The organism is Planctomicrobium mucosum (assembly GCF_051466335.1).
Classification (GTDB): domain Bacteria; phylum Planctomycetota; class Planctomycetia; order Planctomycetales; family Planctomycetaceae; genus Planctomicrobium.
In genome coordinates, this window is the sequence record NZ_CP195793.1 from 2,913,890 (window position 1) to 2,940,434 (window position 26,545).

The 26,545-nt window shown below is 51.6% G+C and carries 24 protein-coding genes and 1 tRNA gene; 6 read left to right on the forward strand and 19 right to left on the reverse strand.

All coding sequences use genetic code 11. The features are described from left to right. Nucleotides 1-49 precede the first annotated feature (49 nt). Together SH668x_RS11665 and SH668x_RS11670 are read right to left on the reverse strand one after the other, a co-directional pair. Complete coding sequence (locus tag SH668x_RS11665; protein WP_437185235.1) at nucleotides 50-1,372, reverse strand: FecR domain-containing protein; 1,323 nt, start codon at nucleotides 1,370-1,372, stop codon at nucleotides 50-52. After that, nucleotides 1,369-1,956: a sigma-70 family RNA polymerase sigma factor gene (locus SH668x_RS11670; RefSeq protein ID WP_437185236.1), complete on the reverse strand. Its 588-nt coding sequence runs from the start codon at nucleotides 1,954-1,956 to the stop codon at nucleotides 1,369-1,371. The genes SH668x_RS11665 and SH668x_RS11670 overlap by 4 nt, the downstream gene beginning before the upstream one ends. Here SH668x_RS11670 and SH668x_RS11675 point away from each other — a divergent pair. From SH668x_RS11675 to SH668x_RS11685, 3 genes are all read left to right on the forward strand, one after another. After that, a complete protein-coding gene (locus SH668x_RS11675; RefSeq protein ID WP_437185237.1) occupies nucleotides 1,955-2,080 on the forward strand; it encodes a hypothetical protein in 126 nt (41 codons plus the stop codon). The two genes, SH668x_RS11670 and SH668x_RS11675, sit on opposite strands and share 2 nt — an antisense overlap. A gap of 433 nt (nucleotides 2,081-2,513) precedes the next feature. After that, complete coding sequence (locus SH668x_RS11680; protein ID WP_437185238.1) at nucleotides 2,514-5,843, forward strand: DUF1553 domain-containing protein; 3,330 nt, start codon at nucleotides 2,514-2,516, stop codon at nucleotides 5,841-5,843. Between the two features lie 72 nt (nucleotides 5,844-5,915). After that, nucleotides 5,916-7,361, forward strand: coding sequence for a DUF1501 domain-containing protein (locus SH668x_RS11685; RefSeq protein ID WP_437185239.1), 1,446 nt, complete (start codon nucleotides 5,916-5,918; stop codon nucleotides 7,359-7,361). Nucleotides 7,362-7,432: 71 nt separating this feature from the next. Here SH668x_RS11685 and SH668x_RS11690 read toward each other — a convergent pair whose 3' ends face one another. Continuing rightward, nucleotides 7,433-8,881, reverse strand: coding sequence for a caspase family protein (locus tag SH668x_RS11690; protein WP_437185240.1), 1,449 nt, complete (start codon nucleotides 8,879-8,881; stop codon nucleotides 7,433-7,435). Between the two features lie 371 nt (nucleotides 8,882-9,252). Between SH668x_RS11690 and SH668x_RS11695 the strand changes: the two genes are divergently transcribed. Next, a tRNA-Ser gene (locus SH668x_RS11695) sits at nucleotides 9,253-9,341 on the forward strand. Nucleotides 9,342-9,393: 52 nt separating this feature from the next. On the opposite strand, the gene SH668x_RS11700 is transcribed toward SH668x_RS11695, so the two are convergent. Both SH668x_RS11700 and SH668x_RS11705 read right to left on the reverse strand, forming a co-directional pair. Then, complete coding sequence (locus SH668x_RS11700) at nucleotides 9,394-9,681, reverse strand: hypothetical protein (protein ID WP_437185241.1); 288 nt, start codon at nucleotides 9,679-9,681, stop codon at nucleotides 9,394-9,396. 162 nt (nucleotides 9,682-9,843) lie between these two features. Beyond that, nucleotides 9,844-10,215 carry an SOS response-associated peptidase gene (locus SH668x_RS11705; protein ID WP_437185242.1) on the reverse strand — a complete coding sequence of 124 codons (372 nt, stop codon included), beginning with the start codon at nucleotides 10,213-10,215 and terminating at the stop codon, nucleotides 9,844-9,846. Nucleotides 10,216-10,440: 225 nt separating this feature from the next. On the opposite strand from SH668x_RS11705, the gene SH668x_RS11710 reads away from it, so the two are divergent. Further along, a complete protein-coding gene (locus SH668x_RS11710; protein ID WP_437185243.1) occupies nucleotides 10,441-13,104 on the forward strand; it encodes a P-loop NTPase fold protein in 2,664 nt (887 codons plus the stop codon). A gap of 187 nt (nucleotides 13,105-13,291) precedes the next feature. Here SH668x_RS11710 and SH668x_RS11715 read toward each other — a convergent pair whose 3' ends face one another. The 6 genes from SH668x_RS11715 to SH668x_RS11740 all read right to left on the reverse strand — a co-directional run bounded on the left by SH668x_RS11715 (nucleotide 13,292) and on the right by SH668x_RS11740 (nucleotide 21,599). Continuing rightward, entirely contained in the window at nucleotides 13,292-13,753 is a 462-nt protein-coding gene (locus SH668x_RS11715) for a hypothetical protein (protein ID WP_437185244.1), read from the reverse strand. 298 nt (nucleotides 13,754-14,051) lie between these two features. Beyond that, a complete protein-coding gene (locus SH668x_RS11720) occupies nucleotides 14,052-17,150 on the reverse strand; it encodes a type I restriction endonuclease subunit R (protein ID WP_437185245.1) in 3,099 nt (1,032 codons plus the stop codon). Next, entirely contained in the window at nucleotides 17,147-18,409 is a 1,263-nt protein-coding gene (locus tag SH668x_RS11725; protein ID WP_437185246.1) for an AAA family ATPase, read from the reverse strand. The genes SH668x_RS11720 and SH668x_RS11725 overlap by 4 nt, the downstream gene beginning before the upstream one ends. Before the next feature lies 1 nt (nucleotide 18,410). After that, nucleotides 18,411-19,556, reverse strand: a complete 1,146-nt coding sequence (locus tag SH668x_RS11730; protein ID WP_437185247.1) for a restriction endonuclease subunit S — start codon at nucleotides 19,554-19,556, stop codon at nucleotides 18,411-18,413. Next, a complete protein-coding gene (locus tag SH668x_RS11735) occupies nucleotides 19,553-21,109 on the reverse strand; it encodes a type I restriction-modification system subunit M (RefSeq protein WP_437185248.1) in 1,557 nt (518 codons plus the stop codon). Before SH668x_RS11735 ends, SH668x_RS11730 begins: the two co-directional genes overlap by 4 nt. 280 nt (nucleotides 21,110-21,389) lie before the next feature. Continuing rightward, nucleotides 21,390-21,599 carry a MerR family transcriptional regulator gene (locus SH668x_RS11740; protein ID WP_437185249.1) on the reverse strand — a complete coding sequence of 70 codons (210 nt, stop codon included), beginning with the start codon at nucleotides 21,597-21,599 and terminating at the stop codon, nucleotides 21,390-21,392. Between the two features lie 152 nt (nucleotides 21,600-21,751). Here SH668x_RS11740 and SH668x_RS11745 point away from each other — a divergent pair, with 152 nt between their 5' ends. Beyond that, nucleotides 21,752-22,114 (forward strand): hypothetical protein, encoded by a 363-nt coding sequence (locus SH668x_RS11745; RefSeq protein WP_437185250.1) that lies wholly within the window; start codon nucleotides 21,752-21,754, stop codon nucleotides 22,112-22,114. Between the two features lie 254 nt (nucleotides 22,115-22,368). Here the strand turns inward: SH668x_RS11745 and SH668x_RS11750 are convergent, their stop codons facing one another. The 8 genes from SH668x_RS11750 to SH668x_RS11785 form a co-directional block, all read right to left on the reverse strand. Beyond that, nucleotides 22,369-23,373: a replication protein RepA gene (locus tag SH668x_RS11750; RefSeq protein WP_437185251.1), complete on the reverse strand. Its 1,005-nt coding sequence runs from the start codon at nucleotides 23,371-23,373 to the stop codon at nucleotides 22,369-22,371. 36 nt (nucleotides 23,374-23,409) lie between these two features. After that, entirely contained in the window at nucleotides 23,410-23,676 is a 267-nt protein-coding gene (locus tag SH668x_RS11755; protein ID WP_437185252.1) for a plasmid partition protein ParG, read from the reverse strand. Next, a complete protein-coding gene (parA, locus tag SH668x_RS11760) occupies nucleotides 23,673-24,302 on the reverse strand; it encodes a ParA family partition ATPase (protein ID WP_437185253.1) in 630 nt (209 codons plus the stop codon). Before parA ends, SH668x_RS11755 begins: the two co-directional genes overlap by 4 nt. A 484-nt stretch (nucleotides 24,303-24,786) precedes the next feature. Next, nucleotides 24,787-25,029, reverse strand: a complete 243-nt coding sequence (locus tag SH668x_RS11765) for a hypothetical protein (protein ID WP_437185254.1) — start codon at nucleotides 25,027-25,029, stop codon at nucleotides 24,787-24,789. Nucleotides 25,030-25,033: 4 nt separating this feature from the next. Further along, nucleotides 25,034-25,345 (reverse strand): hypothetical protein, encoded by a 312-nt coding sequence (locus tag SH668x_RS11770; RefSeq protein ID WP_437185255.1) that lies wholly within the window; start codon nucleotides 25,343-25,345, stop codon nucleotides 25,034-25,036. Next, on the reverse strand, nucleotides 25,345-25,515 hold the full coding sequence (locus SH668x_RS11775) for a hypothetical protein (RefSeq protein ID WP_437185256.1): 171 nt from the start codon (nucleotides 25,513-25,515) through the stop codon (nucleotides 25,345-25,347). Before SH668x_RS11775 ends, SH668x_RS11770 begins: the two co-directional genes overlap by 1 nt. After that, complete coding sequence (locus SH668x_RS11780; RefSeq protein WP_437185257.1) at nucleotides 25,512-26,282, reverse strand: hypothetical protein; 771 nt, start codon at nucleotides 26,280-26,282, stop codon at nucleotides 25,512-25,514. The genes SH668x_RS11775 and SH668x_RS11780 overlap by 4 nt, the downstream gene beginning before the upstream one ends. Then, on the reverse strand, nucleotides 26,279-26,542 hold the full coding sequence (locus tag SH668x_RS11785; RefSeq protein ID WP_437185258.1) for a hypothetical protein: 264 nt from the start codon (nucleotides 26,540-26,542) through the stop codon (nucleotides 26,279-26,281). The genes SH668x_RS11780 and SH668x_RS11785 overlap by 4 nt, the downstream gene beginning before the upstream one ends. Nucleotides 26,543-26,545: the final 3 nt, after the last annotated feature.

Sequence of the window (26,545 nt, forward strand, 5' to 3'; positions counted from 1 at the left end):
TCGAACGTGTCATGCCCACTTGTTCTCTCAATGCATGCGAAGCACGCCGTCACTCAACGATCAACACCCGCATTTCATCCAGAAACGCAGGTGGTGAGATTCCCAGAAAGAAGGAAAGCGTCCTTTGATCGTCAGAGATCAGGATTTCGTCTTCATCCAGTTCCAATTCGCGGAATGAATTCTTTTCGTAGATCGTCTGCTCGCTCCCGAAGAGAGCATCGGAATGATTTAAGGTCTCCGCGTCATACAGAACCGCTGAAATCGGACGATGAAACGTGACAGACCCACGTGGGGCGAACTGGACATTCGATGTTGGGTCGTAGTGGACGAGATAGCTCGTCAACGTGGTTCCAGTTGGAAAACTCACACTTCCTTTGAGGCTATTTACGGTGAGTGGCTGCGATAAGGTGATCGACTTTTCCGGGAGAATGAGGACGTGGTTGGGGGTCGTCGTGTTTTCGCTGGCGAGAGATTTCGCTTCGTTTGGGGTGGTTCGGATTTCGCCCGTCAGGCGTTGGATTCCTCTGCGATTCCGGTCGACAGAGGCATACATCTCGGGGGAGTACGCAACTTCTTTAGCAATCGAGGATGTCGCTGAGAATTGAGCAGCGCGAAAAGAACTCAGATCAAAGATCCGGGTCGATTGACCTGTCCAATCCAGTTGTTTCGCTTGCGCTGAGCCTGTACGTACGCTGACATGGGAACCTTTCGCAGCATCATGTTTGACGAGAAACTCGGTTCCAAGATCGACCACTTCTGTCTCAGGAGTACGTACTGTGAATCCGGTCGATTGTGGCTGGACCTTGGAAATGATCGTGCCGTGCTTCAGAATGACAAGTCCGTCGCGAGCCACATAGGCTGAGGCCGGACCGACAACATCCACAAACACACCTGAAAGCTGCAGACTCACGACCCCGCTCTGCACATTGATTCGCTGTCGAGCACGGATTGTTTGTCCGAGGACGAAGGGGCGTGAGCTACTGGTGTAATCTGATGAGAGACTCGCAACAGAACCGACCGGCGTCCGCAGAAACAGTTCTTTGCGGTCGGCCCAGAGGATGGCTGAAATCACCAGGCAAACACACACTGCAAATCCCAGAAATCGTTTCACGGAGCGTCTGGATTGTCGCCGAACGATTTGGTTTGCGGATGCTTGCAACGCAGTAAGCGCGACGAGCTCTTGCGAGCGTGATTCGGCCTGTTCTATCAATTCACAATGAAAATCAAGCCGTTCCACATAGGCCTGTAGCAGACGGGGATCAGCGAGAATCAGAGCTTCAATTCGATGAACCCCTGCAGTACTGATTGTTCCATCGAAATGTGCATCAGCGAGATCGTTGAGTTCTTCGATCAAGGTGCGATGAGCGCTCATGTACGATCTCCCTGTGAAAGCGTGCGTTGAACACAGTCAGAAAGAATCTTTCGAAGTCGCTTCAGTTTGGAGTAAACAGACGTTTCGGTCGTGTCTTCTCGTTTTGATTGCTCCCGAATTGACATGTTGGACTGGTAGAATTTTGAGAGATACATCCGATCTTCGATCGAGAGCTTTTGGAGGCAGTCGTGGAGAACTTCACGCCGCAATTCAAGAAGTTCCATCGCGGCCGATCGCGTCTGAATGATCCTGGTGATCGCAGTCTCGTTCAGACCGGGGCCACGAAACCGTCGCTTTTTACGTACATGGGCTTTGGCGATGTTGAATGCGATGCCGCACGCCCATTTGCGGAAGTTGGCGAGCGAATCTAGGGTCTCAAACTTTTGCCAGGCAACGACGCAGACATCCTGAACGACATCGCCTGCGTCATGTTTGTTCCCGACGATTGCCAACGCAGCAGCAAAGATGTTGCGGTAATTCTTAGCCAATAAACGCAGGAATAGCCCTTCACGCTCTGTCTCGTTCCGTTCCGAGGAGATGTGGTCAATATCTTGATTGAAGAAGTCGCTGGAATTGGGATTCATGAGGCGTGTCGGTGGTGGAGCAGCGTTCACTTTGGGGGACTTATCGGCGGTTCTGGATGCAAAGTCTCTCCATGTAGAAATGTCTTTGAAAGAGGCGATTGGTCGGGATATTTATTTAATCTGATGAAATTGTCTGAGGTTGTTGCAGCCCCTACAACCGAACGTTCATGGTTTCGAGTCACAGAGATTTTATATGACGACGATAAATTGGCTGGCGGTCGCTCCGAAGCGTACGAAACGTGCGTTTCTCCAAGTGTATATTCCGTAACGAGATACACGTGTTGTCGACGACTGTGTAGCGGTGTTTCAGAACCGCATCGATTGATTGAAACGTGTTCAGAAGCAAGCGGAGATTTTTTATTATTCCGCAGTCAAAAAACTTTGGTTTGGGGGAACTTCAATCGCTTGATTTGTATGATGGATTGAAAATACCACGAGCGATCAGATCGAGCCTCGCCCTGGTCGATACCCTCCGAAAGTCCCGGCAATTCAACCATCTTTGGTTGAAGTTGCAGATTTCAGCCCCTCTCCCCGAGGGCACCAGTTGAAGGGAAAAGATGCGAACATTTTCAGTCTTGCTGATGTTGCTCATCTCCTCGTACGCTCCCAATGTTGCTGAAGCTGCGGATAGCACTGTCGACTATCTCAAAGAGATCAAACCGCTTTTGAAGGAACGTTGCTTTTCCTGCCACGGAGCACTGAAGCAGGAAGCGGGACTTCGGCTTGATACCGCTGAGCTCATGAAATCTGGAGGGGATTCGGGGCCGGCGATCGACCTGAATCTCCCTGTCGATGATAGTTTGATTCTCAAGAGGGTCTCTGAAACTGACCCACAGTTGCGCATGCCTCCTCAACACGAAGGGGAGCAATTCAGGCTAGAACAAATCGATCTGCTTCGTACTTGGATTAAAGCAGGAGCGAAAGGCCCGGCTGACGAAAAGCCAGAGGCGGACCCTGCTGACCATTGGTCCTTCCGTCCGATCACTCGCCCTGAGCTTCCCAAAGCAGCGGATGCTAACTGGGCAAAAAATCCAATCGATCATTTTCTCTCCGAACAGCACCAACTTCATGGCCTGAAACCGGCTCCGGAAGCTCCACGTGCAGTACTACTGCGTCGTCTTTACATCGACCTGATCGGACTTCCCCCAACGGCCGAAGAAATTGCGCAATGCGAAGAGTATGAGTCTGATACGTGGTACGAAGAAACCGTCGACAGATTGCTGGCGGATCCCCGACATGGAGAACGCTGGGCGCGTCATTGGATGGACATTTGGCGCTACAGCGACTCGTACGGATTTTCAGGGCAGCTGCGCAATAGTCAAAAGCACATGTGGCACTACCGCGACTGGATCGTGGAGTCGTTGAATAAGAACACTCCGTACGACGAAATGATTCAGTTGATGTTGGCAGCGGATGAATTGGCTCCGAACGATCCTGATCGGTTGCGAGCAGGCGGTTACCTCGCTCGGAATTATTTCATCTTCAACCGCTCCAAGTGGATGGAAGAAACAGTTGAGCACGTCGGCAAAGGGATCTTGGCGATGACATTCAATTGTGCCAAGTGTCACGACCATAAGTTCGACCCCATCGCTCAAGAAGATTTTTACAAAATCCGGGCGTTCTTTGAGCCGTATCAGGTTCGGCTGGATATGGTCCCCGGTCAGGTGAATCTCGACTTGAATGGGATTCCTCGCCCGTTCGACGGCAACCTTGACGCACCGACCTATCTCTTCGTGCGAGGTGAAGAATCTCAGGCTGATAAATCCCGGAGTATTCCGCCCGGAGTCCCTGAAATTTTGACTTTCGATGAATTCAAAATTCAAAAAGTGAACCTTCCCGTTGAAGCCTATGAAACATTCCGTCGCCCGGGTGTGTTGGCAAACCACATTGCAGCTTCAAACATCAGACTTCAAACAGCGACTGAACGAGTCACGAAAGCGCAAACTGAACTCGATGACTTCAAGAAGCATCTCTTGGCACAAGAGGGGCAAACTGCTGATCCTGATGGCTCAAATGCAGACCAATGGAAGGTGACGGATCGCTTCGCTTCGATCGACCAATCACGCTGGAAGGTGGTCGGAGGCGAATGGAAAGAGATCGATGGGCAGCTCAATCAGATGAAGGATGGCCCTCAACAGTCGTCACTCATTTTGACTGAAATTGCACCGACCGACTTCGATGCGACTCTCCGGTACCGGTTGAATGGAGGGAGCCAATGGCGAAGCGTTGGGATCTCGTTCGATGTGAACTATGGCGACCAGGCATTGGAAACTGCTGGAACTCCCCTTTCCAGTAATCAGGTCTACATCAGCGGAGCAGCGAGCGACTCGAAAGTACAGGCCGCCTACTCCGAAGGAGGAAAGTCGAACTTTCCTGCGGAGGGGCGACAGGGAAATAAAATCGAAGTCGGTCAGGAATATACGCTGCGTGTGCAGGTCCGAGGCACTCTTGTCAACGCCTCCATCAATGGACAACCGTCAATTGCCTGGCGAACGCCACTCGGTCGTCGAAACGGTTATATCCAGTTGAACACGTTCGATGCACTCGCGACGTTTTTAGACTTCACCATTACTCCACTCGATAAAACTCTGATACTGCGCGAGGCTGCATCGAATCCCAATCCGGTTCCAATGACGCTTCACGACGCCGAACAAAAGCTCGCGACGTCGCAAGCTGAGATGAATGTTGCCTCGCGCGAACGAGATGCCCTGACCGCTCTGGCTGCAGTCTACGCCTCTTCGGATGAACAATCGAAAAACGAATCAAAACAGGAACGTCGAGAACGACTGAGAGTTGCGAATTGGGCCTATGTCATTGCCAAAGCAGAACTCAATGTTGTCCAAGCGCAATCTGCATGGGAAGTCGCCGACGCAGCCAAGAAAGAAGAGACGCTCAAGGCACTTGATTCGGCCAAAGCCAAACTTGCTGAATGGCAGTCGCTTGCCGCAAATGGAGAAGCACCTTCCAGTGAACTCCCAGTCGCCAAAGGGGCCGCATGGACTCCGACCCGCTTTCTGAACACTTCAAATGATGATCCCAATGTTGCGTTCCCTGAATCGAGCACTGGACGAAGGACCGCATTCGCAAATTGGGTGACAGATCGCAGAAACCCACTGACAGCCCGCGTTGCTGCGAATCATATTTGGACGCGACATATCGGAACATCGCTTGCCGGCTCTGTTTTCGACTTTGGACGGAACGCTCCGAATCCTACCAATCCGGAAGTTCTTGACTGGCTGGCTGCTGAACTGATTGACAGCAACTGGAATATGAAGCACCTGCACCGTTTGATTGTTACTTCTGCTGCGTACAGGATGAGTTCTTCTTTACGTGGTCAAGAAGCTAACTTGGAAATCGACTCGGACAACAAGTACTTTTGGCGACGCGTTCCAATGCGAATTGAATCGCAAGTCGTCAGGGATTCGGTGCTCTCCTTCACGGGGAGCCTCGACCAGACGATGGGAGGGCCATCCATCCCTCAAAATGAACAGGCGAATTCAAAACGCCGGAGCCTTTACTTTGTGCATTCCGGAGATGATCGCAATCTGTTTCTGACGACGTTCGATGATGCGATGGTGGGGGAGTGTTATCGCCGCGAAGAAAGCGTTGTTCCTCAACAGGCACTCGCCTTGGCGAACAGCGAATTGATTCTCGAATCCGCTCTTCAGATCTCCACAAAATTTTCAGAGCAAGCTCCTAACGAAGTTGATTTCATTCGGCACGCATTCAAGGCCATTTTGGTGATTGACGCTTCAACCGAAGAAGTCGCCGCTTGCCAGCGTGCCCTTGAACAATGGCGTCAACTTCCGGGGAACACCGATGTTCAGGCCCGTTCGCATTTGGTCTGGGCACTCCTGAACCACAATGATTTTGTGTCTGTTCGCTAGTCCAGACAGAACCCGATTTTTCGATACAGCAACGCCTCACAGGCCGTCGTGACAATAGCTCGAGGATGAACCATGTCTTCCAACTGGAACCATTTCCTTCAGCGACGCGCATTCCTCTCCGACATGGGGATGGGATTTACCGGGCTCGCGCTCGGTGCGATGCTTTCACGTGATGGAATCGCCAGTGAGACATGGTCTCCTCCGACTGGTTCCCCGCACTTCCCCGCGAAAGCGAAAAGTGTGATTTGGCTGTTCATGAATGGGGGCGTCAGCCAGATGGAGAGCTTCGATCCAAAGCCGATGCTCAATAAGTACGGCGGAAAATCGATTTCCGAAACCCCCTTCGCTTCCGTACAGGATCCCGCGAAACTGGCGATTGAAAAGCTGGTGGCGCCAGATGCAAATGGTAACCAGCGAAACGAACTCTACCCCCTGCAGATTGGTTATCAGAAGTACGGTGAAAGCGGGATCGAAGTCAGCGACTGGTTCCCACATATCGGGAAGCAGGTCGACAAGATTGCGGTCGTCCGTTCCATGTGGACGACAGACAGTAATCACGGAGCACAAACTCAGTTTCATACTGGGCGTCATACGAATGATGGAGCGTTTCCGACGCTCGGAGCGTGGGTCCATTATGGTCTCGGTTCTTTGAACGAGAACCTTCCGCAATTCGTTTCAATTGGAACCCGAGAAGTCTGGAACCGACGTGATGGTCAGTACCTCGGCCCGGCACACGACGCTGTCCCGCTGCGTATCGATCCCGCTAACCCACTCGATTTTAGCCAGCCGCAGCGTCCGTTCGCGTTGGAATCTCAAGTGACCGGACGGCATCTTATTGAGGAGCTGAATCTTCTCCGCGGAGTCGAATACCCGAACGATCCAGCGATGGCAGCCCGTATCGCTTCTTATGAACTTGCATTCCGGATGCAGAGTTCCATTCCGGACATTGTCGACTTCACAAAAGAAACGCAGGAGATGCAGGCGCTCTACGGTCTCGATCGACCGGAGACGAAAGAATTCGGAATGCAGCTACTTGCTGCCCGAAGAATGGTCGAACAAGGTGTTCGCTTCATTCAGATCCAACATGGCGGCGGAGGCGCCGGGGCGTGGGACGCCCATAGCGGATTGAAAGAGAATCACGCGAATCTCTCCACAGCTGTCGACAAGCCGATTGGAGGACTGCTTGAGGATCTGGATCAGCGCGGTCTGCTGGATGAAACGTTGGTGGTCTTCGCCACCGAGTTTGGAAGAACGCCCGGTTCACAAGGGGGAACGGGTCGAGATCACCACATCTTTGGCTTCAGTGTCTGGATGGCAGGCGGAGGTCTGAAACGCGGAGTTGTCCACGGTTCCACTGATGAAATCGGATTCCATGCAGATCAAGATCGCCATTACGTGACTGATATCCACGCAACCATCCTGCATCAACTCGGGCTCGATTCACGAAAGCTCGAAATCCCCGGCCGGAAACGTCTCGAAATTGACCACGGCAAACCGATCATGGAGATCATCGCCTGATCCCGCTTGCGAACTGACCGTCCCGTTGTTTCACGGTTTACGTGGTGGGTTTGGTCGGCGAGAAAACGTGATCAATCGGTGAGCGATCGCTGCACGTTGAAGAACGATTGCAGAAGTGCTTTTAATGTCCCTTTGCGCAGCTGAGTAATACGATAACGCTTCGAGTTGACTTCAATTTGAATGTTATGGGCGGGGATTAAAACGGTGCAATACGTCAACTCATGATCGTACTGCACAGTCATCTCCAGAGAGTCGAGTGCTTCGACCCTGTCCACAATTTCTTCGATCTGAATGGGTTTCCCGCTTGCAAACTCAAGAGAATCGAATCGCCCAGAGAAGACCCGATCGAACTCGGAACCAAGAATGCGTTCCGGATGACGGATGTTGACGATCTGCTGGCGAACCAGCGCATCTGAAGGGGCTTCATCCAGAAGCGAAACCGCGATTTCGTAGTCGAAATGCGGGGTAACGATCGACCCGGATGTTCCATCGACATTGGCGGTGATGTCGAGTCGTTTGAGTTGGAATTGGCCTTTCAGTGCTTGGAAGATCTCATCGATCTCGCGGTTCAAATCCGTTGCAGCCACGCTTGCCAGAAAACTCATCGACGCGGCATTCACGCGTTCCGGGATGAAGTGCCCGATAGACTTGTCAAAGCCGCTCAGGTTTTTGACCGGAATGGTCTGCTCATGAACCAGGCGGAGCGATTGGAACTGTTGCTGCGACGGTCCATCGAACAATGCGCTGGTCTGAATCACCGGTTTGAGGTCCGCAATGGCCATCGCGCTGGAAACATCCCCGAACGCACAGGGCGTTTGTGTGGCAGTCCCAGTAAACAGCGTGCGGATCGTGCGGGGCACCTGTCCCTTCAAATAATTCTGAAGCGACCTGGAAGTGAGCGACGTCTTCCGGTAGGTCGCATTGGAGACTTTCCCTTCCAACGATTCAAGAATGTGATTCACCCAGACGCCATGTTTGAGTGAGCCATGGCTGCGAGAACTTTCTCCCAGTTGACATGGCAGGAAGCAAACCCGCCCTGCAGCATTCGTAGCGAACTCTTCGAGCCCGACTGGAGACACGCCCTGCTGATATCCATTTTCTCTGAGGTCTTCGGACAGCTCGCCACGGAAAGCGTCGAGGAATAGGACCGTCTTCGACTGTCTTCCGTTTCTCATTACGGACGTCACCCAGTCCAGTGAGAGGCTGGTTCCCGGTAGATCCTGCGAGCGCGAATCACTGCACGCGAGATAGCTGATTTCGTTCTGAATAATCCCCAGCCCAACGTAGAAAAAATAAAACGTGCAATCTGGCGAAAGTGTAGAGATCAATTCTTCAAGTCGCCCCTGGGCTTCTTTTGCAGTTGCAGATTTCCCTGTCAGAAGCATGGAATCGTCGGTCGAGACCCCCAGTGAAGTCATGGCCTCCATGAATCGCTGAGCGTCCGAGTCTGCAAAGTTCACTCGATTGAATCGGCGATCTGCGAAGGATTCAACGCCGATTGCAATTGCAACTTTTCGCATCAATTCATTCTTGTTTCGACGGTGAAGCGGGACATAACTAGCGAGCCTTCAATTCTAGTGGAAACGAGGACGCAAATCGCTCGAGAGAGGATGAATCGGGCTGATCCGGGGGCGAATTCTCCCGATTTAACTCATGGCTCAGGCTGGAGAACGGCAATTTTGATCATCCATCGTCGATTTGATCAGTATCTTTCGCGATAGGCTTGCCAGATGTGGCGGAATCTGTAGACTTCTCTCACTCGACGCGAAAAGCATCAAACAAAAACATCGACGGGCACCTTACCGGCTCGGATGCGGATTTTTGAGCGATTTTGCGAACCCGTTGTGTTTGATGTCGTCACTGACATGATTCAGCACGAATTTGAGTGATCGGAGAGATGGCAGAGCGGCCGAATGCGCAGCATTGCTAATGCTGTGACCATGTCAAAGTGGTCCCGGGGTTCGAATCCCCGTCTCTCCGCTTTTAGTGCAACTTGTTTGAAAAAGACGAGTTGCGTTGGATGAGTTTGCGATCAGGGCGCCAGCATGTCAAATGCTGGCGTCGCTGGCGCCCCTGGCGTCGCTGGCGCCCCTGGCGTCGCTGGCGCCCCTGGCGTCGCTGGCGCCCCTGGCGTCGCTGGCGCCCCTGCCGTCGCTTCCGCCCCTGCCGTCGCTTCCGCCCCTAGCGGAGTGAAGTGGTTTGGTTGCGGATCAGCCGTAAGGCCCCGGCGCTTTGCTGTAAAGGCGTAGGTCAGCCAGCCCGCTTCATACCGCCAAGGGCGTGACTCGGCGCAGGATTTCCCGGTTGATTTCTTAATCAAACAATGCTTCAGGTTTCGAATTTCTGTGCGTCATTTTTACGCACTTCCGCGAGTTGATGGCACGACGGATCAACTTACAAGAACTCGAAGGATCGCAACGACGAGCCGACTTTGGTTTGGCAATTTGCTCTGTTGAAAGGCCATTGACTTGTAGTGTTTAACCTAACGCCTCAGGGTGTAGGCCAGCACGCGGAGTGCCGCTTCGACGAACAGGCTCCGCTCATGGCGGGATGACAAGGTTGCTCCCGTCGTGCGTTTGAATGCAGTGCGGAACGAGGGTTTTTCATCCACCGTTTCGCCCCGTGCATTGATCAAGCTGGCCCCGATTTTGGGATCCTTCGACCATGAGGGGATGAGGCCCCATTTGAGAGAGACGATCTCGCGCTGGCCGCTTTCAGCTACCCGACACACTGGGTTTTGTTGAGTGGGGGCGATGTTGAATCGGAACGGGAGGAGCGGAGTTTCTTCAGCGAAGATCGCAAAGAACTCATTCAATTCAGCGGACGTCGTTCGCAGATTATACCGACCGCACATCACTGACTCCGAGTTGAGTTTTGAAAATGCCCTGGGCCCATCTCTTCAATGTTATTCTGACGCTGATCAAACCGCGACTCCTCATTGCCTGATTGGTAAAGCAGGAGTCGTTTCGCTTGTGATGGTATCTCAACGATGCTTAAAGCCGCCTGTGTTTGATCGCTTTTTCGTTGCCTGGCTGGCTACACTTACTCTACTTCCTCTCCAGAGAAATGGGCCATCTCAATGCGACATCTGATACGTCACTGGACCAATGCGATTCAGGCTTTGGTGATCACGGTCTTTGCAGGCTACTTTTTGCTGCCGTTGATTCGAACACAACCGGAAAGCCTCCATAAATACATGGAGAACTTTGGCTGCGTTCCACGAATTATCTTCACATTGTCGATTTGCATCAGTTTTACCGGATTGATGTTCAAGTTGCTGAAGCCACGTCTCCGGCATCTTGCTCACGTTCACAAGGTGCCACCCACCTGGCTCGCTGTGATCGTTGGAGTCATCTTCGTGGCGCTGATCGACATCTACGTTGGTTATGGAGTGTCGTGGGGGCCCCATCCGGTCTGGAGGGATTGGCTCTGCTATGGAGTAGTATCGTTCGTGATCGTGAGCTCGGTTTATGCTTTTCTCATGTACATCTCTGGACCAGAACTGCCCCAAAAGAATAAGAGGGAGAGTAGAAAATGCGAAAATGGGGCTGGTTCAGAAGCAAGAACGCTCACAGAACCAAGTCCCGCGGGAATAAATTGGGAGCATTTCAAGGAATGGTTGGATTCCGATGCACCGGCCAAATACGACTTCCTGAATACACGAAGTGTGGCTGAATGCGTCAAATTACACGTCGAAAATGGGACGCGTTCGATCGGAATTGTAGGACCATTTGGCGCTGGGAAATCCACCATTGTTCGGTGGGTTCAAGATGGCTTGAACAGAGGTACAGGCAGGAGCAGCAAATACTTCGTCTGCCACCACAGTTGTTGGGGGTTTGAAAGCTCGTCATCTTCCATACATGAAATGCTTCGCTCGGCGATGTCAAAAATCAATGAGGAGGTGGACACGTTTCAGCTTGAATCCCTTCCCGAATCGTATCGTCGGACATTTGCCGCTGGGGGAAATTGGTTGGAAACGATTTCCGATTTGACGCTTGGATCGGCAGATTCCGAACAGATTTTTTCGCATCTCTCGGGATTACTAGACGCAATCAAAGGCAGGCTTGTCTTCATCATCGAGGATTTGGACCGGAACGAAACAAACAATTTTGAGATTCAGGAAGTGCTCGGATTTCTGGAACGACTTAAGAAACTCGACAACATTAGTTTCATCCTCACTGGAGGCCTGACTTCTCCGGTCCGGATTGACTATTCCAAACTCTGCGACCACATCGAATTTTTAACTTCACTTCGTCCGCAGCAGGTTTATGAAATTCTGGAAAGGGTTCTTAAGGAATGTGAGGACGATTCAATATTGAAAATTCGTCCTAGCGATGAGAGCAGAATGCCGGTTGGTTGGCCATGGAATCATAACTTCACCGGTATTTTGATGGATTTCGAAGAGTTTCCGATTCCTCAGGCCGTTGCAGCATTATTGAAAACTCCTAGATCTTTGAGGCATGCCATTGGTCGAACTTTCCACGACTGGGAAGTATTGCGTGGAGAAATCTGTTTCGATCATTTACTCGCTGTCAACATCATCAGATTTGGCGCACCGGAGGCATTTCTGTTTCTCATTCGCCGATGGGACCGTCTTCGAGGCTTGCCAAATCGTAATCTGCCGAATGCCGACGAAAATCAAAAACGAATTCGGCAAGGTGTCTCCGATGACTGGACGGCCACGATTGAGAAAGTCGACTGGAATCCGAAGAGTGCATCGAGTTTGATGAATTTCATCCTGCCGGCCTGCGAATTCTGGCTTGAAGGCGGAGAACCATCGACGAATCCTGCTACGGGACTTCAACGGGTGTACGAAGAGCGATATTGGAAGCGAGCAATCACCGGCTCGATCGAGTCTTCAGAGATTCGCGACCAGATTGTTCTTCGTGATATGAAAAACTGGTTTGGGGAGCGATCATTTGATTCAACGCTTGTTATTAATCTGACGTCTGACAGCGAATATGCCAACCAGTGGGAACTCTTGGCTCCCCATGCATTCACGCAATATCAACACGTGATCGAGGATCTGTTTAAGCAAGTCATTCAACGTCACCTCGCCGTTCATGGTCCATCTGCAGATGCCAATTCCCAAGGTTTTGTACAACTATGGCGATATGTTGAAAAGCACGGGCCACGCGACCGATCATGGTTGCGGTGGCTAAAGTATCGACTTTCGGATGCGGGGGAGAAAAGCATCGGAATGGTTATAGCCATCTGGTACTACTTTTGCCTCACAGAGGGTCAGAGATTCGTTCCGGAAGATGCAAAAGGGTCAATTCGAAGCCACATTCGCGAAACTCTCAGAGAAACTGTTAAGGATGGCCCTTCCCTTGCTTTCAAGCTGACGATGAAACGCCCTTTCGAACTTACAGAATTGATTTTTGACACTCTAAATAAGGGTGAAAAATATCTGACTGATTTAGCGGATTGGGAATGGCTTGCACCTCATATTCGCGATGGAATGAAGACAGAGAACGCAGCAGCAGTCGCCTTGCATTGTGCAAGGCTTCTCTGTCATCGTGGTGATCGGACAGCTTCAGTGACGGTTGACACCGAAATGTTAGACAATTTCTTCGCAGGCTATGGACCTGAAATCATTGAACTCATTACCGTGAATTTCAGTAATTTTTCTGTAGAGGATCAGGCTGTCGCGGGGCACGTTATTACAGGCGGCAGGGTTTATTTCGCCCAAAAGGCGAAAGAGGCAGCGAACGATGAAGTGCGACCTGACGATGGGTCTTGATGGGGGTTGACTGGCCAAGTGGTGATTCCCATTCTTCTCCCGGCGCACCGTGGGCGGGGTGATTGAATTCCACTGCAGGGGGGCTGCCGTGCGGATTCATTCAGGAGTCCGCCGATGTATCATCCACGATCACCGCTCACAAAACTGCCCGATGTCGATTCCAGCAACATTGCTGGTGGGTCGGCTCTCATCTGGTCTGACAATGATGGACAGCACATTTACGCGCCGACCACAACTGAAACTCCACATGTTTGTTGACGGTGTACCGGGTGATACCGGACTTCACCATCACTTCCCGGACGTTGCGAAGCTTTGTGGGAGTCAGATCAGCAATGGAGTGGCTTCGGAAGAGACGCAGAAGCGGTTTAAGAGCAGCCCGGACGCTGGATGGCTCGGACGTTGGCTTTCCAGACTTCACGTAATAAGCAGCACAGTGGTCGTTGTACAAAAGTGCCAAACTGGCCAGAGTCATTTCCGGAAACTGGCGGGCATTCTGCATTCGCAGCCAGCGATCAACCAATTCCCGGTATTTCCGCTTAGATTCTTGGGAATCGAAGATCCCCAAGTAGTGGTCGTGCCCGTCAATGCAAACGCGGGCCTGTCCAGTTGCCTTGTGAAGAGAATACTTTGGCGTACGAGTTCGCCGCATGATGCAACCTTTCCGATTCCGGTAAGAAGTCGGTAGTAAGTTGCACCGCACAGCAAGTGCGGGTAGGCGTAACCTGTTGCCTCAACCCTGTATATGTCTAGTCGGGGTGACAAGACGCCAATTGAACTTTTCATCGCCGGGGTGCGAGGCTGGGAAGCGGGGATTCGACGGGCTTTTGCAGTCAACCCACTATCACACCAATTCTTTTCGAAGTCTGATGAAGATGCCGTCACCTAAGCTTACTTTCACGAGTAGCCATGAAATTTTTCTAGACTAGCGACTCAAGACGATCGATCTCTCAAACCTGTCCGCCGACCCCTTTGAACTTCTCCACAAACGCTGCAATCTTCTGGAAAACGCTTTGCTTCTTGGTCAGGTATGCCGGATTGAGCGGACTCATTTTCGGCAGGATTCCGTTGAGTTCCGTGCCGTTTTCGCTGGCAAACTCTTTTTTTAATGAGTTACTGATATACCGCTTGGCAGCTTCTATACTCAAATTTTCAGCAGCAATCAGCTCGCTAGCCTCGCGCTGTTGCTCGGCCCGTGCAAAACTGAAAAACGCTTCGATCACACTGGCTTTATCGGGAATTTCATCTAGATTCGCTTGGTTTATGAAATCAACCACCAAGCTTTCCTTGGCGCGGTTGCCTACACTCGCACGAATCAGGCGACGTACTTCTTCAACCAAACTCGCCTTGTTCTTTGTCTTCTTGTTATGTTCGAAAATCAGCTCCAAAATGTAATCAAGATTGATCTCTTGAGACTTCAGCAAATCCACCTCGAATACCACGTCCGCCCAATCGATGGTGGACTGCTCCTTTTCATTGCCCGCCTTTTCACGTCGCAGCCAGTCCCGGATGTCGTTATAGGTGGAGCGGTAATTCTGTATCTCGCGCTCCGCAGGCAGCTCGATGTTCTGGAGTTCCTGAAAATCATCATCGCTCAGGTAATGCTTCGTTTTAAAGTCTTCGACTTGTCTGGGATCATCCTTGTCGAGCGTTTGTAACGCTTTCAAGCTGGCGAATTCATCGAAGTTCTGAAGGATGTTTTCCACCCGCAAGTATTCACCGAACAGCTTCACAAACTCCTTCTTATCCTTCTCCTTAACGATTTCTTCTGGATTAGGAAAGCGTTGTTCTAACTCCGCGACGACCTCCCTAAAACCACGCCGAGCTTCGCCGGTGACGATATCGGTGAATCCCTCCATGTACTCCTTGTAGCTCTTCTCTAGTACCACATTCTTTGTGTTGCTGTCTCCAAACAGGGTAATCGCGTCGACTGTGGCCTTTTCTAAATCACGGAAAGTCACAATATTGCCAAAGGTTTTGGTCGCATCGTAAATCCTATTTGTTCGTGAATAAGCTTGAATCAGCCCGTGGTAACGCAGGTTTTTATCCACAAACAGGGTGTTCAATGTTGGTGCGTCAAAACCGGTCAAAAACATTCCCACAACAATCAGCAAGTCGATTTCTCGTGATTTCACTCGCTTTGCTAAGTCGCGGTAGTAATTCTGAAAGCCGTTGCTGTCCACACTGAAGCTGGTTTTAAAGAAGGCGTTATAGTCAGCGATCGCCGTGTTCAAGAACTCCTTGGCGGTGCTGTTCATCGCCGACACGTCAAAGCTCTCGTCCTGAATATCGCCCACGGCATCCTGCTCTTCATTGGCGGCAAACGAAAAGATCGTAGCCACTTTCAGGGGCTTATCGCTCCCAAACTGAAGGTTCGTCAGTGACTCATAATACAGCTTTGCTGCATCCACGCTGTTAACCGCAAACATGGCATTAAAACCAGTTCCACCTGGCCGCAGTCGATGTGTCTTCTGCCGGTAGTGAGTCAGAATGTACTGAGAAATTTCCCGGATTCGTTCAGGGTGCAGCAAGGCTTGGCGATTTTCGGCCGCAGTCAGTTTTCTCTCGTCTTGCTCGGTTTCAATCGCTTTAAACTGTGGACGAACATCGTTGTAGTCCACCTTGAATTTTAGCACCTTTTCATCGCGAATCGCATCGGTGATCACGTAGGAATGCAACTCGCGGCCAAACACGCTGGCGGTCGTTTCAGCTCCCAGTGCGTTTTGTGGAAAAATCGGAGTCCCGGTAAAGCCGAATTGATAAAACCGTTTGAACTTCTTTTTGAGATTCTTTTGTGCTTCACCAAACTGGCTGCGATGACATTCGTCAAAGATGAAGACGACTTGTTTGCCGTAAATCGGCAAGTCTCCCTCGTTCTTCATCAGGTTGTTGAGTTTTTGGATCGTGGTGACGACAATCTTGTTGTCATCCTTCTCTAGATTGCGTTTGAGGCCAGCAGTGCTGTCGGAGCCGTTGACACTGTCAGGTGAAAAACGCTGATATTCTTTCATCGTCTGATAGTCCAGGTCTTTCCTGTCCACGACGAAAAACACTTTGTCGACAAAGTCCAGTTCCGTCGCCAATCGAGCCGCCTTGAAACTGGTCAACGTTTTGCCCGACCCGGTCGTGTGCCAGACATACCCGCCACTTTCTGGTTTGCTCCAGGCTTTGGCGGCATGAGAGCTGTTGATTTTCCATAAGATCCGTTCAGAAGCGGCAATTTGATAAGGCCGCATCACCAGCAGCGTGTTGCTGACATCAAAAACTGAGTATTTCAGCAGCACCTCCAACAACGTATTCTTCTGAAAAAATGTTGCGGTAAAGTCCTTCAGATCCTTGATCAGATCGTTATTAGACTTCGCCCAGTTCATTGTGAAGTCAAAACTGTTCTTGTCGCGCCGCGTTGTGTTGGCAAAATAACGGGTATCAGTGCCATTCGATATGACAAATAATTGCAGATATTTAAAGAGCGAGTGTTCGCTGTTAAAGCTCTCCTTGCTGTAGCGATGTACTTGATTAAAGGCTTCACGAATCGCTACTCCTCGCCGTTTCAATTCAACCTGCACCAGCGGCAACCCGTTGACCAGGATCGTAACATCATAGCGGTTGGGGTGGCTGCCCATTTGTTCGAACTGCTTGATCACCTGCAACTTGTTGCGAGTCCGGTTCTTTTTGTCCAGCAAATAGATATTCTGGATGTGGCCATCGTCGAATACAAAATCATGAATATAGTCATCGTGAATCTTACGAGTTTTATCGACGACACCTTCGCTCTGTTTGTCCAAAAAGGTTTCCACAAAACGCTGCCATTCGCCATTCGAAAACTCCACATTGTTGAGAGCTTGCAATTGCGTACGGATATTGGCTAGCAATGACTCCTGAGAGTTCAAGTCGGTCCGATACTCATATCCCTGGTTCTGAAAATCAGCAACAAGCTCCCGTTCCAGATCGCTTTCGCTCTGGTAGCTCTCGGAAACCGTCCACTCGCGAGTGTATTTCTCCAGAATTATGAAGTTGTTCGATTCCGCGATGGGGTTGTATGCGATCATGTAATTTTTTCCTGCCAAAATCGATGGTTCGCGACAACGTGCTTAACCAAGTTTTCCAGAACCTTCTTTTCTTCTGGCTTCAATGGTGGCACCTCTTCGGCAGCGTGTTTTGAATGGCTTGAAAAATTCACGATCCGCTTTGCGTACGGGTTTGGCCCACCATCACTTGTTTCAGGGAGTAGCTGTTCCCATCTCTTGTATCCGAGGAATGTCGCGGTTTTTTCCAGGATGTTCCTGAGCAGATTGAAATGGTATTTTTCGATCTGTCCGGTTTTGATGACCCCCTCAAGCTGCGATATTAGATGCAAATGGTAGGAAAAAGGAGAATCGTTTGGCTGTTCGATGAGTTGGTAAGACCCGTCTTCAAACTTTTCTAATCGTGATTTGGCGAACCACTTTGATCGCCAGGTTGGATTGTGCGTTTTGTCGTCGCTACCCAGTTCGTTCACGAGTACGTTGAAGAAAAGTGGGTTGTGCGTGGAGATGATGAATTTGATGTCTGATGCATTGGACTTAATCAAAGTCGCAAGATCGACAGCCAGTTCAATCAAGTGATTGTCATCCAAAGAGCTAACTGGGTCGTCGACAAACACGTACTCCAACTTATTAAAATCATTCGTCTCTCGGTCGGCTGGTTCGGCAACATTGAGGACCTCAATCACCAGCTCTAGAAGTGTATAAAAAAGGCTCCAGACGAAACAACTTTCTTCACCTTTGGATATTTTGAAGTTGCTAGAATAAACATCGTCACCGGTTTCAAAAGTGAAGGTCACTTCTGAAAACGCCTCGACCGTGACCTCATTGTCATCGCTGTCTTTCGTCTTGTATTCAGCATTGAACCGTGGCGTGAGCTTGCCGTTTACGTAGCGCTGAAAGTTGGCAATGATGTTCTGGTCTTGCCCCTGATCTTGTAGAATCCAATTTGTAAATGAGTTTGGTTGGATCTTCAGTTTCGGATCGGCATCGAGAGTCAAATCGTTGTCCCAGTAGAATAAGTCCTCAGTAAATGCGTTGTAGTAGAGGATCTTGTCTCGCGAGAGTCCGACTTCTGCAATGTCAGCATCCGCATCTCCAGCGTCGTCAGCAGCTTCATCGGCACCTGCGTTTTCAAACTCCCCAACAGCATTACGGGGGGCGATCAGTTGCCTAAAATCGCGAGACAAGCGGGTTTTTCCGGTACCGTTAAAGGCGTAAATCAACTGTACTTTTTTGTCGGAATTTTTTAGCTGCTGGGCGATCTCTGCTAACGTCTTATTCATGTCAACCTGTCACCTCTTCGGACTTGGGGAAGCTCAGCAGCAGATCGCGATAGTATTCGTATTGCTTTCGCCGCAATTCAATTTCTTTCGGCAAGCCTTCGCTAATCGAGTTGGTCAAGGTGTCGAACTTATCGAGGATGGAGACAATGCGCACCTTCTCTTCAGGCGAAGGGTTCGGAATGACGATGCTTTCCAAATTCTTCTTGTTTAGTTTCGGCTGTGCTGCTCCTGAAATGTATGACGTCAGATCGATTCTGTTTAGATAAAATTCAACGAATCTTCTCTCAGCATACGTTTTAAACTTTAGAACATGCGCGTGGTTGTTGACCCAACTCTTTCCACTAATACTGAATGCAATTGGTGTACTTCGTGCTAGCAGGTTTGCCCCGTCCTCAGAAACGAGCAAGTAGTCACCGTCAAAGATATAGTCTTTGACATAATCTACGATTCCTGAAGCCCCGTAGTACGGGATCTCCCCTGGCTCCCTTAATCCGCTTGTTATCGGTTTTCGCTGCGAGTCAAGATTCTCCGCGAGCCCTCCCAGCGTCTTCCACTCCACTTCGCCGTCTTTAAAACTCAACAACTGATCGCGATAGTAGTTGCATTGCTTTTTGCGGGCAGTCAACTCGGCAGTCAACTCGGCAGTCAACTCGGTAAAGGTGTCCAGAATGCGGACGATTTCGGCCTGGATTTCCAGCGATCTCTTCGGGTTCGATGGGCAGGGAATGGGGATTTCGAAGTTCAAAAACATCGGCCTCCGAAGTGATGTCACCGAGGCATGGACCGATGTTTTTAAGACGTAAGCGTAAAAAGTGGCAACGACATAGTGATACAAATACCGGGGATTCAAAACTTTGGATGGAACGATGCGATAGGCTCGTTGGTGAAGTGCGTATTTACCTTGCGCATAGTGGAATACTTTTCCAACTCCAACGCCATCACCAGCAGTGATTACCGCAGTTTCGTCGAAATCAAACTCGGCCAGCCTTAGTGGCTCTCGACCTCGTGCATAGAAGATATATTCGCCGCCGTCGATCGCGTCCTGAGTGTCATGACTGCCTGTTCCAATCTCCGCCAAGCGCCCCAGCGGTCCCCATTTCACATCAACGCCGTCGAGCAGCTTTTCGAGAAAACTGATATTGTTCATACCTCGACCTCCTCGCCTTCAATCTCTGCCACAATCGCATCGATCTCCGAGCGCAACTGATCGATCCTAGCCACCGTTGTTTTTAGGTCGGCGTTGAGCTTGCCAATGTCCACCTTCTCACGGGTGTCTTCGGCTTCGACATAGCTGCTGACCGACAGGTTGTAGTCGTTGCCTGCGATCTTCTCAAACGCGACGGATTGAGCGAAGTGGTCGATGTTCTCCTTGCTGTCAAAAGCTTGCGTGATGGCTGCTCTGTGATGGTCTAACAGCACATTGTTATTGGTTTCCTTCTTGAACAGACCGCTGGCATCTATGAATTGGATGTTCGTGTCAGTTTTGTGCTTGGACAAGACCAAAATGTTCACGGCGATGGTAGTTCCATAAAACAAGTTGGGCGCCAGTGAAATCACCGTTTCCACATAGTTGTTATCTACCAGATACTTGCGGATCTTCTGCTCAGCTCCGCCTCGATAAAAAATCCCGGGAAAGCAGACGATAGCCGCTCGGCCTTTGCTGGAAAGATAACTAAGGGCGTGCAAGACAAACGCAAAGTCAGCTTTGGATTTGGGAGCCAGCACTCCTGCCGGAGCAAAACGGTCGTCGTTGATCAGGGTTGGGTCATCGCTGCCAATCCATTTCACCGAATAGGGTGGATTGGAGACGATGGCATCGAACGGTTTCTCATTACCAAAATGGGGATCGGTCAGGGTGTTGCCCAACTGGATGTTGAACTTGTCGTAGTTAATGTTGTGCAAGAACATATTCATCCGCGCCAGGTTGTAGGTCGTGTGGTTGATTTCCTGGCCGAAGAAGCCCTCTTCAATGATGTGGTCTTCAAAGTGTTTTTTGGCTTGCAGCAGCAACGAACCGGAACCGCAGGCGGGGTCGTAAATTTTGTTGACTTGCGTCTGCTTGTGTAAGGCGAGCTGGGCAATCAGCTGGGACACATGTTGCGGTGTAAAGAATTCGCCCCCTGATTTCCCCGCGTTGGCCGCATAGTTAGAGATCAAAAATTCGTAGGCTTCACCGAACAAATCAATCTGATTGCCATGAAAGTCGCCGAAATTCAATCCGGCGACCCCTTTCAATACGGCTGCCAAACGAGTGTTTTTCTCTTTTACGGTATTGCCTAGGCGATTGCTGGTGGTGTCGAAATCGGCAAACAGGCCTTTGATGTCGTACTCCGACGGATAACCATTGGCAGAGCCTTCGATGGCGGCAAAAATTGCGGCCAGATCGGTATTCAAGCTGTTATTCGTGATGGCGCTGGCGACCACATTCGCAAAGAGTTGGCTGGGGTAAATGAAGTATCCTTTGGTTTTAATCGCATCGTCTTTGATTTCTGGCGTGATGACGCTATCAGGCAGCTCGGCATAACAGATGCTGTCGTCACCGGCTTCGATGTAAAGGGAAAAATTCTCGCTGATAAAGCGATAGAACAATGTTCCCAGAACATACTGCTTGAAATCCCAGCCATCGACTGCGCCACGTACGTCATTGGCGATCTGCCAAATCTGGCGTTGCAGGGCAGCGCGTTGTTGGGTGCTGGTCATGGTGAAGTTCCTGTTTCGATTATTCTGATATGGTTTGCCTGGTGATCCCAACATGGAGGGATACGATGGAAGCTAGTGCTGTGGTGGCGGTTTTCTCAGGGTGCGTTCGAGCATGCTCGGCGACATTATTCTTGTTGACGTGACCCTGCTGTCCCAAGATGTTCCGGATTTGTTGAGTTCAGGCTGTTAAGTTCTGTTCGCTGTCGAACACGAACGATTTTCCTGACTTCGAGATACTGGCGACAGTATTCATTCGGCCCGTCTTCTGCTTTCAAGGATGTTAAGATGATTTATGGCGATTGTTTGCTGGCTGGCTGACTCGGCGAAGAAACTCGTCAAGATCAGTTTTCAGGAATAGCCGATAGCCATTCGCTGGATTTCGATGCATGGGAATCTTTCCGTCTTTCGCCCAAGCTCGCAGGGTGTTCTGAGAAATCCCCAGAATCTCGGCTGCCTCGGCCGTCATCACGTAATCACTGAGTTTTTCCACGGCTTGACTCCGTGTGAGAAATCCCCTCGTCTGCACTCACAGCAGTCTACCAAAGTCTGCAACAAATTCGTAGCGGCCAAGGAATTTTGAGAATTCAGGACCAGATCCATCCATCAGAGCCGGAGGTGGCTTCTGAGCGGGGGCTTTGAAATATGGCTGGACCGAAGGTCTCGATTGATCCCGCCCCTGGCCGAAAGGCCAAGGGCGATTGGTTCCCCCATCCGCCCGATGAAGTTCTGTTGGGTTTCCGCTATACCGATGTCGTTCTGAACGATCAACTGACCAAGGTCGCCCTGCTCGTGATGATACTGCCGTACTTGGATGCAATCTTCATGCAGGCGTTCCCCAGAGAACGCACCGAGTCATTTCTGGAAGGACACGGCGAGCTTTCGACTTCTTGGCTGCGGCAAAGACATCCTGAACGAATTCCGCCAGAAATGCCTCACTGGCGAGTGAAACACCTGCCCGGCAGGTGGGGAGGCCATATCAGCAAACCACGCTTCCACACCCCCTGAAAATGCGATTACGGGGCATGTTAATACCGGGGGTGAGGTCGTCCTCCTGAATGCCATTCCGAACCGGTCGGCAGGTTCTGGCGGTTCGGTTTGTCCGAAATCGCCGCCTCTTCAACCACTTATCCCCAGCAGCCCCCTCGCCAACTACAGGAAGAAATCTATAGGTTACTTACTATAGGTTTTACGGGGGGGCAATTCAGCGCATGATTATGGGGAACAGAGGGGGGTGATTCAGCGCACCAAGGGGGGACGATTCAGCGTGGATAACTTTCCCCTTCCCCGGAGTTATCCACAGGTGAGGACTGGGAGGTGGTTCCAGACAGACTGACTTGAGTCCGGCTGATCGGTGGCGGCGATTCGTAGAGCCGGATGCCGCCGATCACTTCTTCGATTCGGGCGTCGGGATAGACCAGCCAGACTTTCCGGAGAACGGCTTTGAACTCCCGCTTAAAATCCTTGGACGTGGCGTATTCCTGGCCGAACTGGTCACGGAGATTGTCCCAACTGAGCATCACGCCACCGGACTGTTTGATCCGGCAGAGCCGGTGGGCCAGCCAGGTGTAGATGTCCAGGGCCAGCGACGAATGCTTCAAGGCGGCCAGTGCCCGGTGATCGAGCGGAACGGCATGGTGAGTCAGGGTGTCGTAAAATTTCTGGGAGAGTTCGAGGACTCCGGGCCACAGCGTTTGCTGTTGCCCATCATGGTGCAACCAGGCTTCGAACCGGTCGATCGGTTTGGCGTCGACCGTGACCACCCTCCCCTCGGCCGCCATGCCGATCGTCAGACGGCAGGCCGCGAGGGCTTCCATCTGCTTGCGGAACACGGCGTAGCCTCCGCGTTTGCCGCCGCTGGTGGAGATCCCCAGCATTTGCAGGAATTGCCGCATACTGTCGCCCAGTTCCACTGTTCGATTTTTCGTGCGGATTGCTTCGGAGCTGAGATGCACCATGACGAGACGCGGAGTCGTGCCGTAAGGCATGGGTTTCTCTTCCCAGGCCTGACCGTTCCAGAGTTTGCCTGCTTCCAGCAGAATGCTGAACGGGCCGTTGTTCCGTTCAAAGGTCCGGGTCTCAGTTGCTTTGCGAGGTAAACCGACCTGACACATCACCGTGTGCAGAAAATCCGACCGGTCGGGGCGCTCGGTAACAATCCGGTCGTGGGCCGCGACCAACCGTTCCGTGACTGGCGTCGGTTTCAGGCGAGTCTCTTTTGCCTTGGGCTTCAGAGACTGCCAGTCTTCAAAATCATCCTGATCCATCGCAATTACAGAGAATCGTGGAATCGTGTTTCTGTATTATCGCCATTCCGTGTCATGGCTACTCCCCGACTTCGTTGGTTCGTCAAAACGCTTATCCAGTAGCTCTCGAATGACGTCGGCCATTTTCAGTCCCTGCAAGGCACACTGACTTTTGACTCGTTGATGCAGCGAAATCGGAACATCAATCGTCAGCCGTTTGACTGGTTCGCTGGAAATGTTGCCGTTGCGGTCGTTGACCCAATGATCGGGAGAGGTCGCTCCGGGACGGCTGGTCGGTTTGCCGGAAAAAGGGACCTTCTTCATGCCATCAGCTCCAGAATGTCATCGACCAGGGATTTGATCTCCTTACCTGCAACGTTGCTGGGAGCCGTTTCAAAGACCGTCTGTCCCTGGGCAGCCGATTCCGCCAGGGCAACTCGCTGGCAGATGGCCGTTTCCAGAACGGGAATCGGATATTCGGCCAGTGCCTCGATGACATCCCGTCCCAGAGCCGTATTTACGATTTTACGATTAATGACAAATGCAGATTTCAGTGCCGGTTTGAAGACCGTTGCTTCCTGGAGCATGTCCACGATTTCCTTGGCGGCCCAGACGTCATACGGCGAAGGCTGCACCGGGATCAGAATCAGGTCGCTGGCCATGATCGCCGACCGGGCGACGTCATAGACTCGTGGCGGTCCGTCGATGATCACGGTGTCATACCCCTTGGCCAGCGGCGGCAATTCCTTGTGAATGGATGCCTTCGGCAGACCGGCGACCGGAAACAGCGGTTCCCCATGTCGGGCAGCGGCCCAATCAAGTGCGGAGCCTTGCGGATCAGCATCGACCAGCAGCACTTTCTGTTTACGTCGTGACAGGGCATCCGCGACATGGACAGCCAATGTTGTTTTCCCAACGCCCCCCTTCTGATTCAAGAATCCGATAATCATAACCCTCCGTAAATGTGGTTTTGCAGAAATACGATTTTCTGCCTATCACCATTTGCGGAGATGGTCAAACACAGAATTGCAGCGAGGCGATTTTGCAGTTTTCTGTATCGTCGTATTTCCGTAATTGCGATTTTCACGGTGAAAAAATTCCTAAGCTCTGCTTAGGGGAGACGTCTGATGGGAAATTTCAATCAGCCTTTCTCAACATCTCGTTTTCAACATGCTTTGGCAGTGGAGATTCAGGGCGATCTGATGAAGCCAGTTCAGCTCCTGACTGTCAATCAGAAATGACGTGACAGGCACATCAGCCCTGCTATACCGGACACGATGAAACTAACGTGTCACGGAAGAAGACCGTATGCAAAGGAAGCGGGAGGAAAAGGAGCGTCAGGAGTCACGCTGGATGGCATTCCTGGAATGGTTCTTCACCTTGTTCATGGGGCTGACGACGATCGTGATGGGATTCCTCTCGATCCTGCCGGATTTATCCCCGATTCCCACACTTGGGGGCGTCGCTTTGGTCAGCATCGTGCTGGCCTGGCGATGGTCCGGTCGAACCGATTGAGGAACCACCGGAATTCCGTTTCGCCAACTCGGCCTCGTAGTAGCGATAGGCTAGCTGGCGGGTGGTGTCCTGGTCCGGGACACCATCACACTGGATCGCCAGTTCGACGTAGGCGGTGAACGCGCATCCGTGGAACAGATCATCAAGGAGCAGATCGTCCATCGGTTCAGGCTCGGTGGATCTCGGGGGCAAGGAAGACTTCCCAGTCGCCATAGAACTGGCCATCCCATTCAATCAGGTCGTCGTTGACCGTCAGCCAGAGCTCCTCATCGTTGGTCTCGCCATGCAATCGGATCGTGGTGAGATAGGTCAACACGACTCCGGAGAGGGGGCCGAACGTGGGGCCATCGAAGCCCCAGTCCTCTAGTTGGTCGGTTGAATCATTCCGGCCGTGATACAGCCTGACATAAAGTTTTCCGGGAATCAGTGGTTCTGTGTTCGGATGGCACAGGAAGGGAGTCTCGATCAGCTGGCTCATCACGGCCTCTTATTGTCGATCGGTTGCCGTTCCTGCATACCATCGGGCAGGATTACTTTAATCCAGCTGCGACGTTCGATAAGGGCATACAGAATTCGGGAGAGAGCTTCGGCATGTTCCCGATCCTGGGCGACAATGTCGATTTCGATGCGGAGGCGGTCGTGCTTCATAGGCGGTTCCTTTCCAGTTGTGGTTTCTCAAAGATCATGCACGTATCGTGAAGTCCAGGGATAAAACTGGAGCGGTAGACTTTGCGGGAACTGCTGGCCCCGTGGCTGAACCGGATGATGTCGGTGCAGCACTGCCGGAGACCATTGGCAAACGCCTGTCGCTTGGTGTGCCAGGTGAGGGGAACGAACCCTTCGTCCCGGTCGCAGTAGTCACCCATCAGGATGGCCAGTTTGCCGTTCGGCTTCAGAGCCTGGGCTGAGTTCCGGATGAACTGGCCGTAACGCTTCAGGAAGTGATCGAGCGTGGGAGAGCGGGACAGATCGCGTGGATCGTCGGCGTAGAGTTTCTGGCGCCAGTACGCGGGGTGTGCCCAGATGAAGTCAAACGTCTCGGCCGCCGGAGCATTCTCAGTGCTGCATGCGTCGTATCCCTGATGGATGTCGAATGACAGACAGGGGATGTTGAGTTCCTGGCAGACGTCGGCACAAGTTCCCGATCCGCTCATCGGATCAAACACCAGTCCTGGCTGGAAGTAGAGCAACAGGTCTTTGATGAGATTTCCGCCGCAGTTGCCGGGGTAGCTGCGATCACCGTATTCCCCTGCCCGGTGGAAGTGATACAGGCTGGTCAGGTGAGGGACGGGACTCCCGTTGCGGGGAGCCACCGGCAGCCGGGCATATTCCGGAGTGGTGTTTCGGGGGGAGATATCCCCTCTCTGCTGCATCCGGGCTGCGTAGAACGGGTTGATGGGATTGATCGTTCTCATTGTTCTTCTCCTTCCTGTTGGTGTTGAGTGATCGCGGATCGCAGATGTGGCTCGTAGTGGTCTCCTCGAAACGAATTCGAGCCGAAGGCGACATCCTCGAAAGCCAGCTTGTCGAGGTTGAAGACCGCGACCTGGTGCTTCTGCTCGAAAACAATGCCGACCATGCGCCCCTGGCTGGAGTCCCGGAAAATCAGGACATGGAAGGGAGAGCCGCAGATCCCGTTGCGGTGATACTGGATGGCGTCAAAGGTCAGTTGCATGGT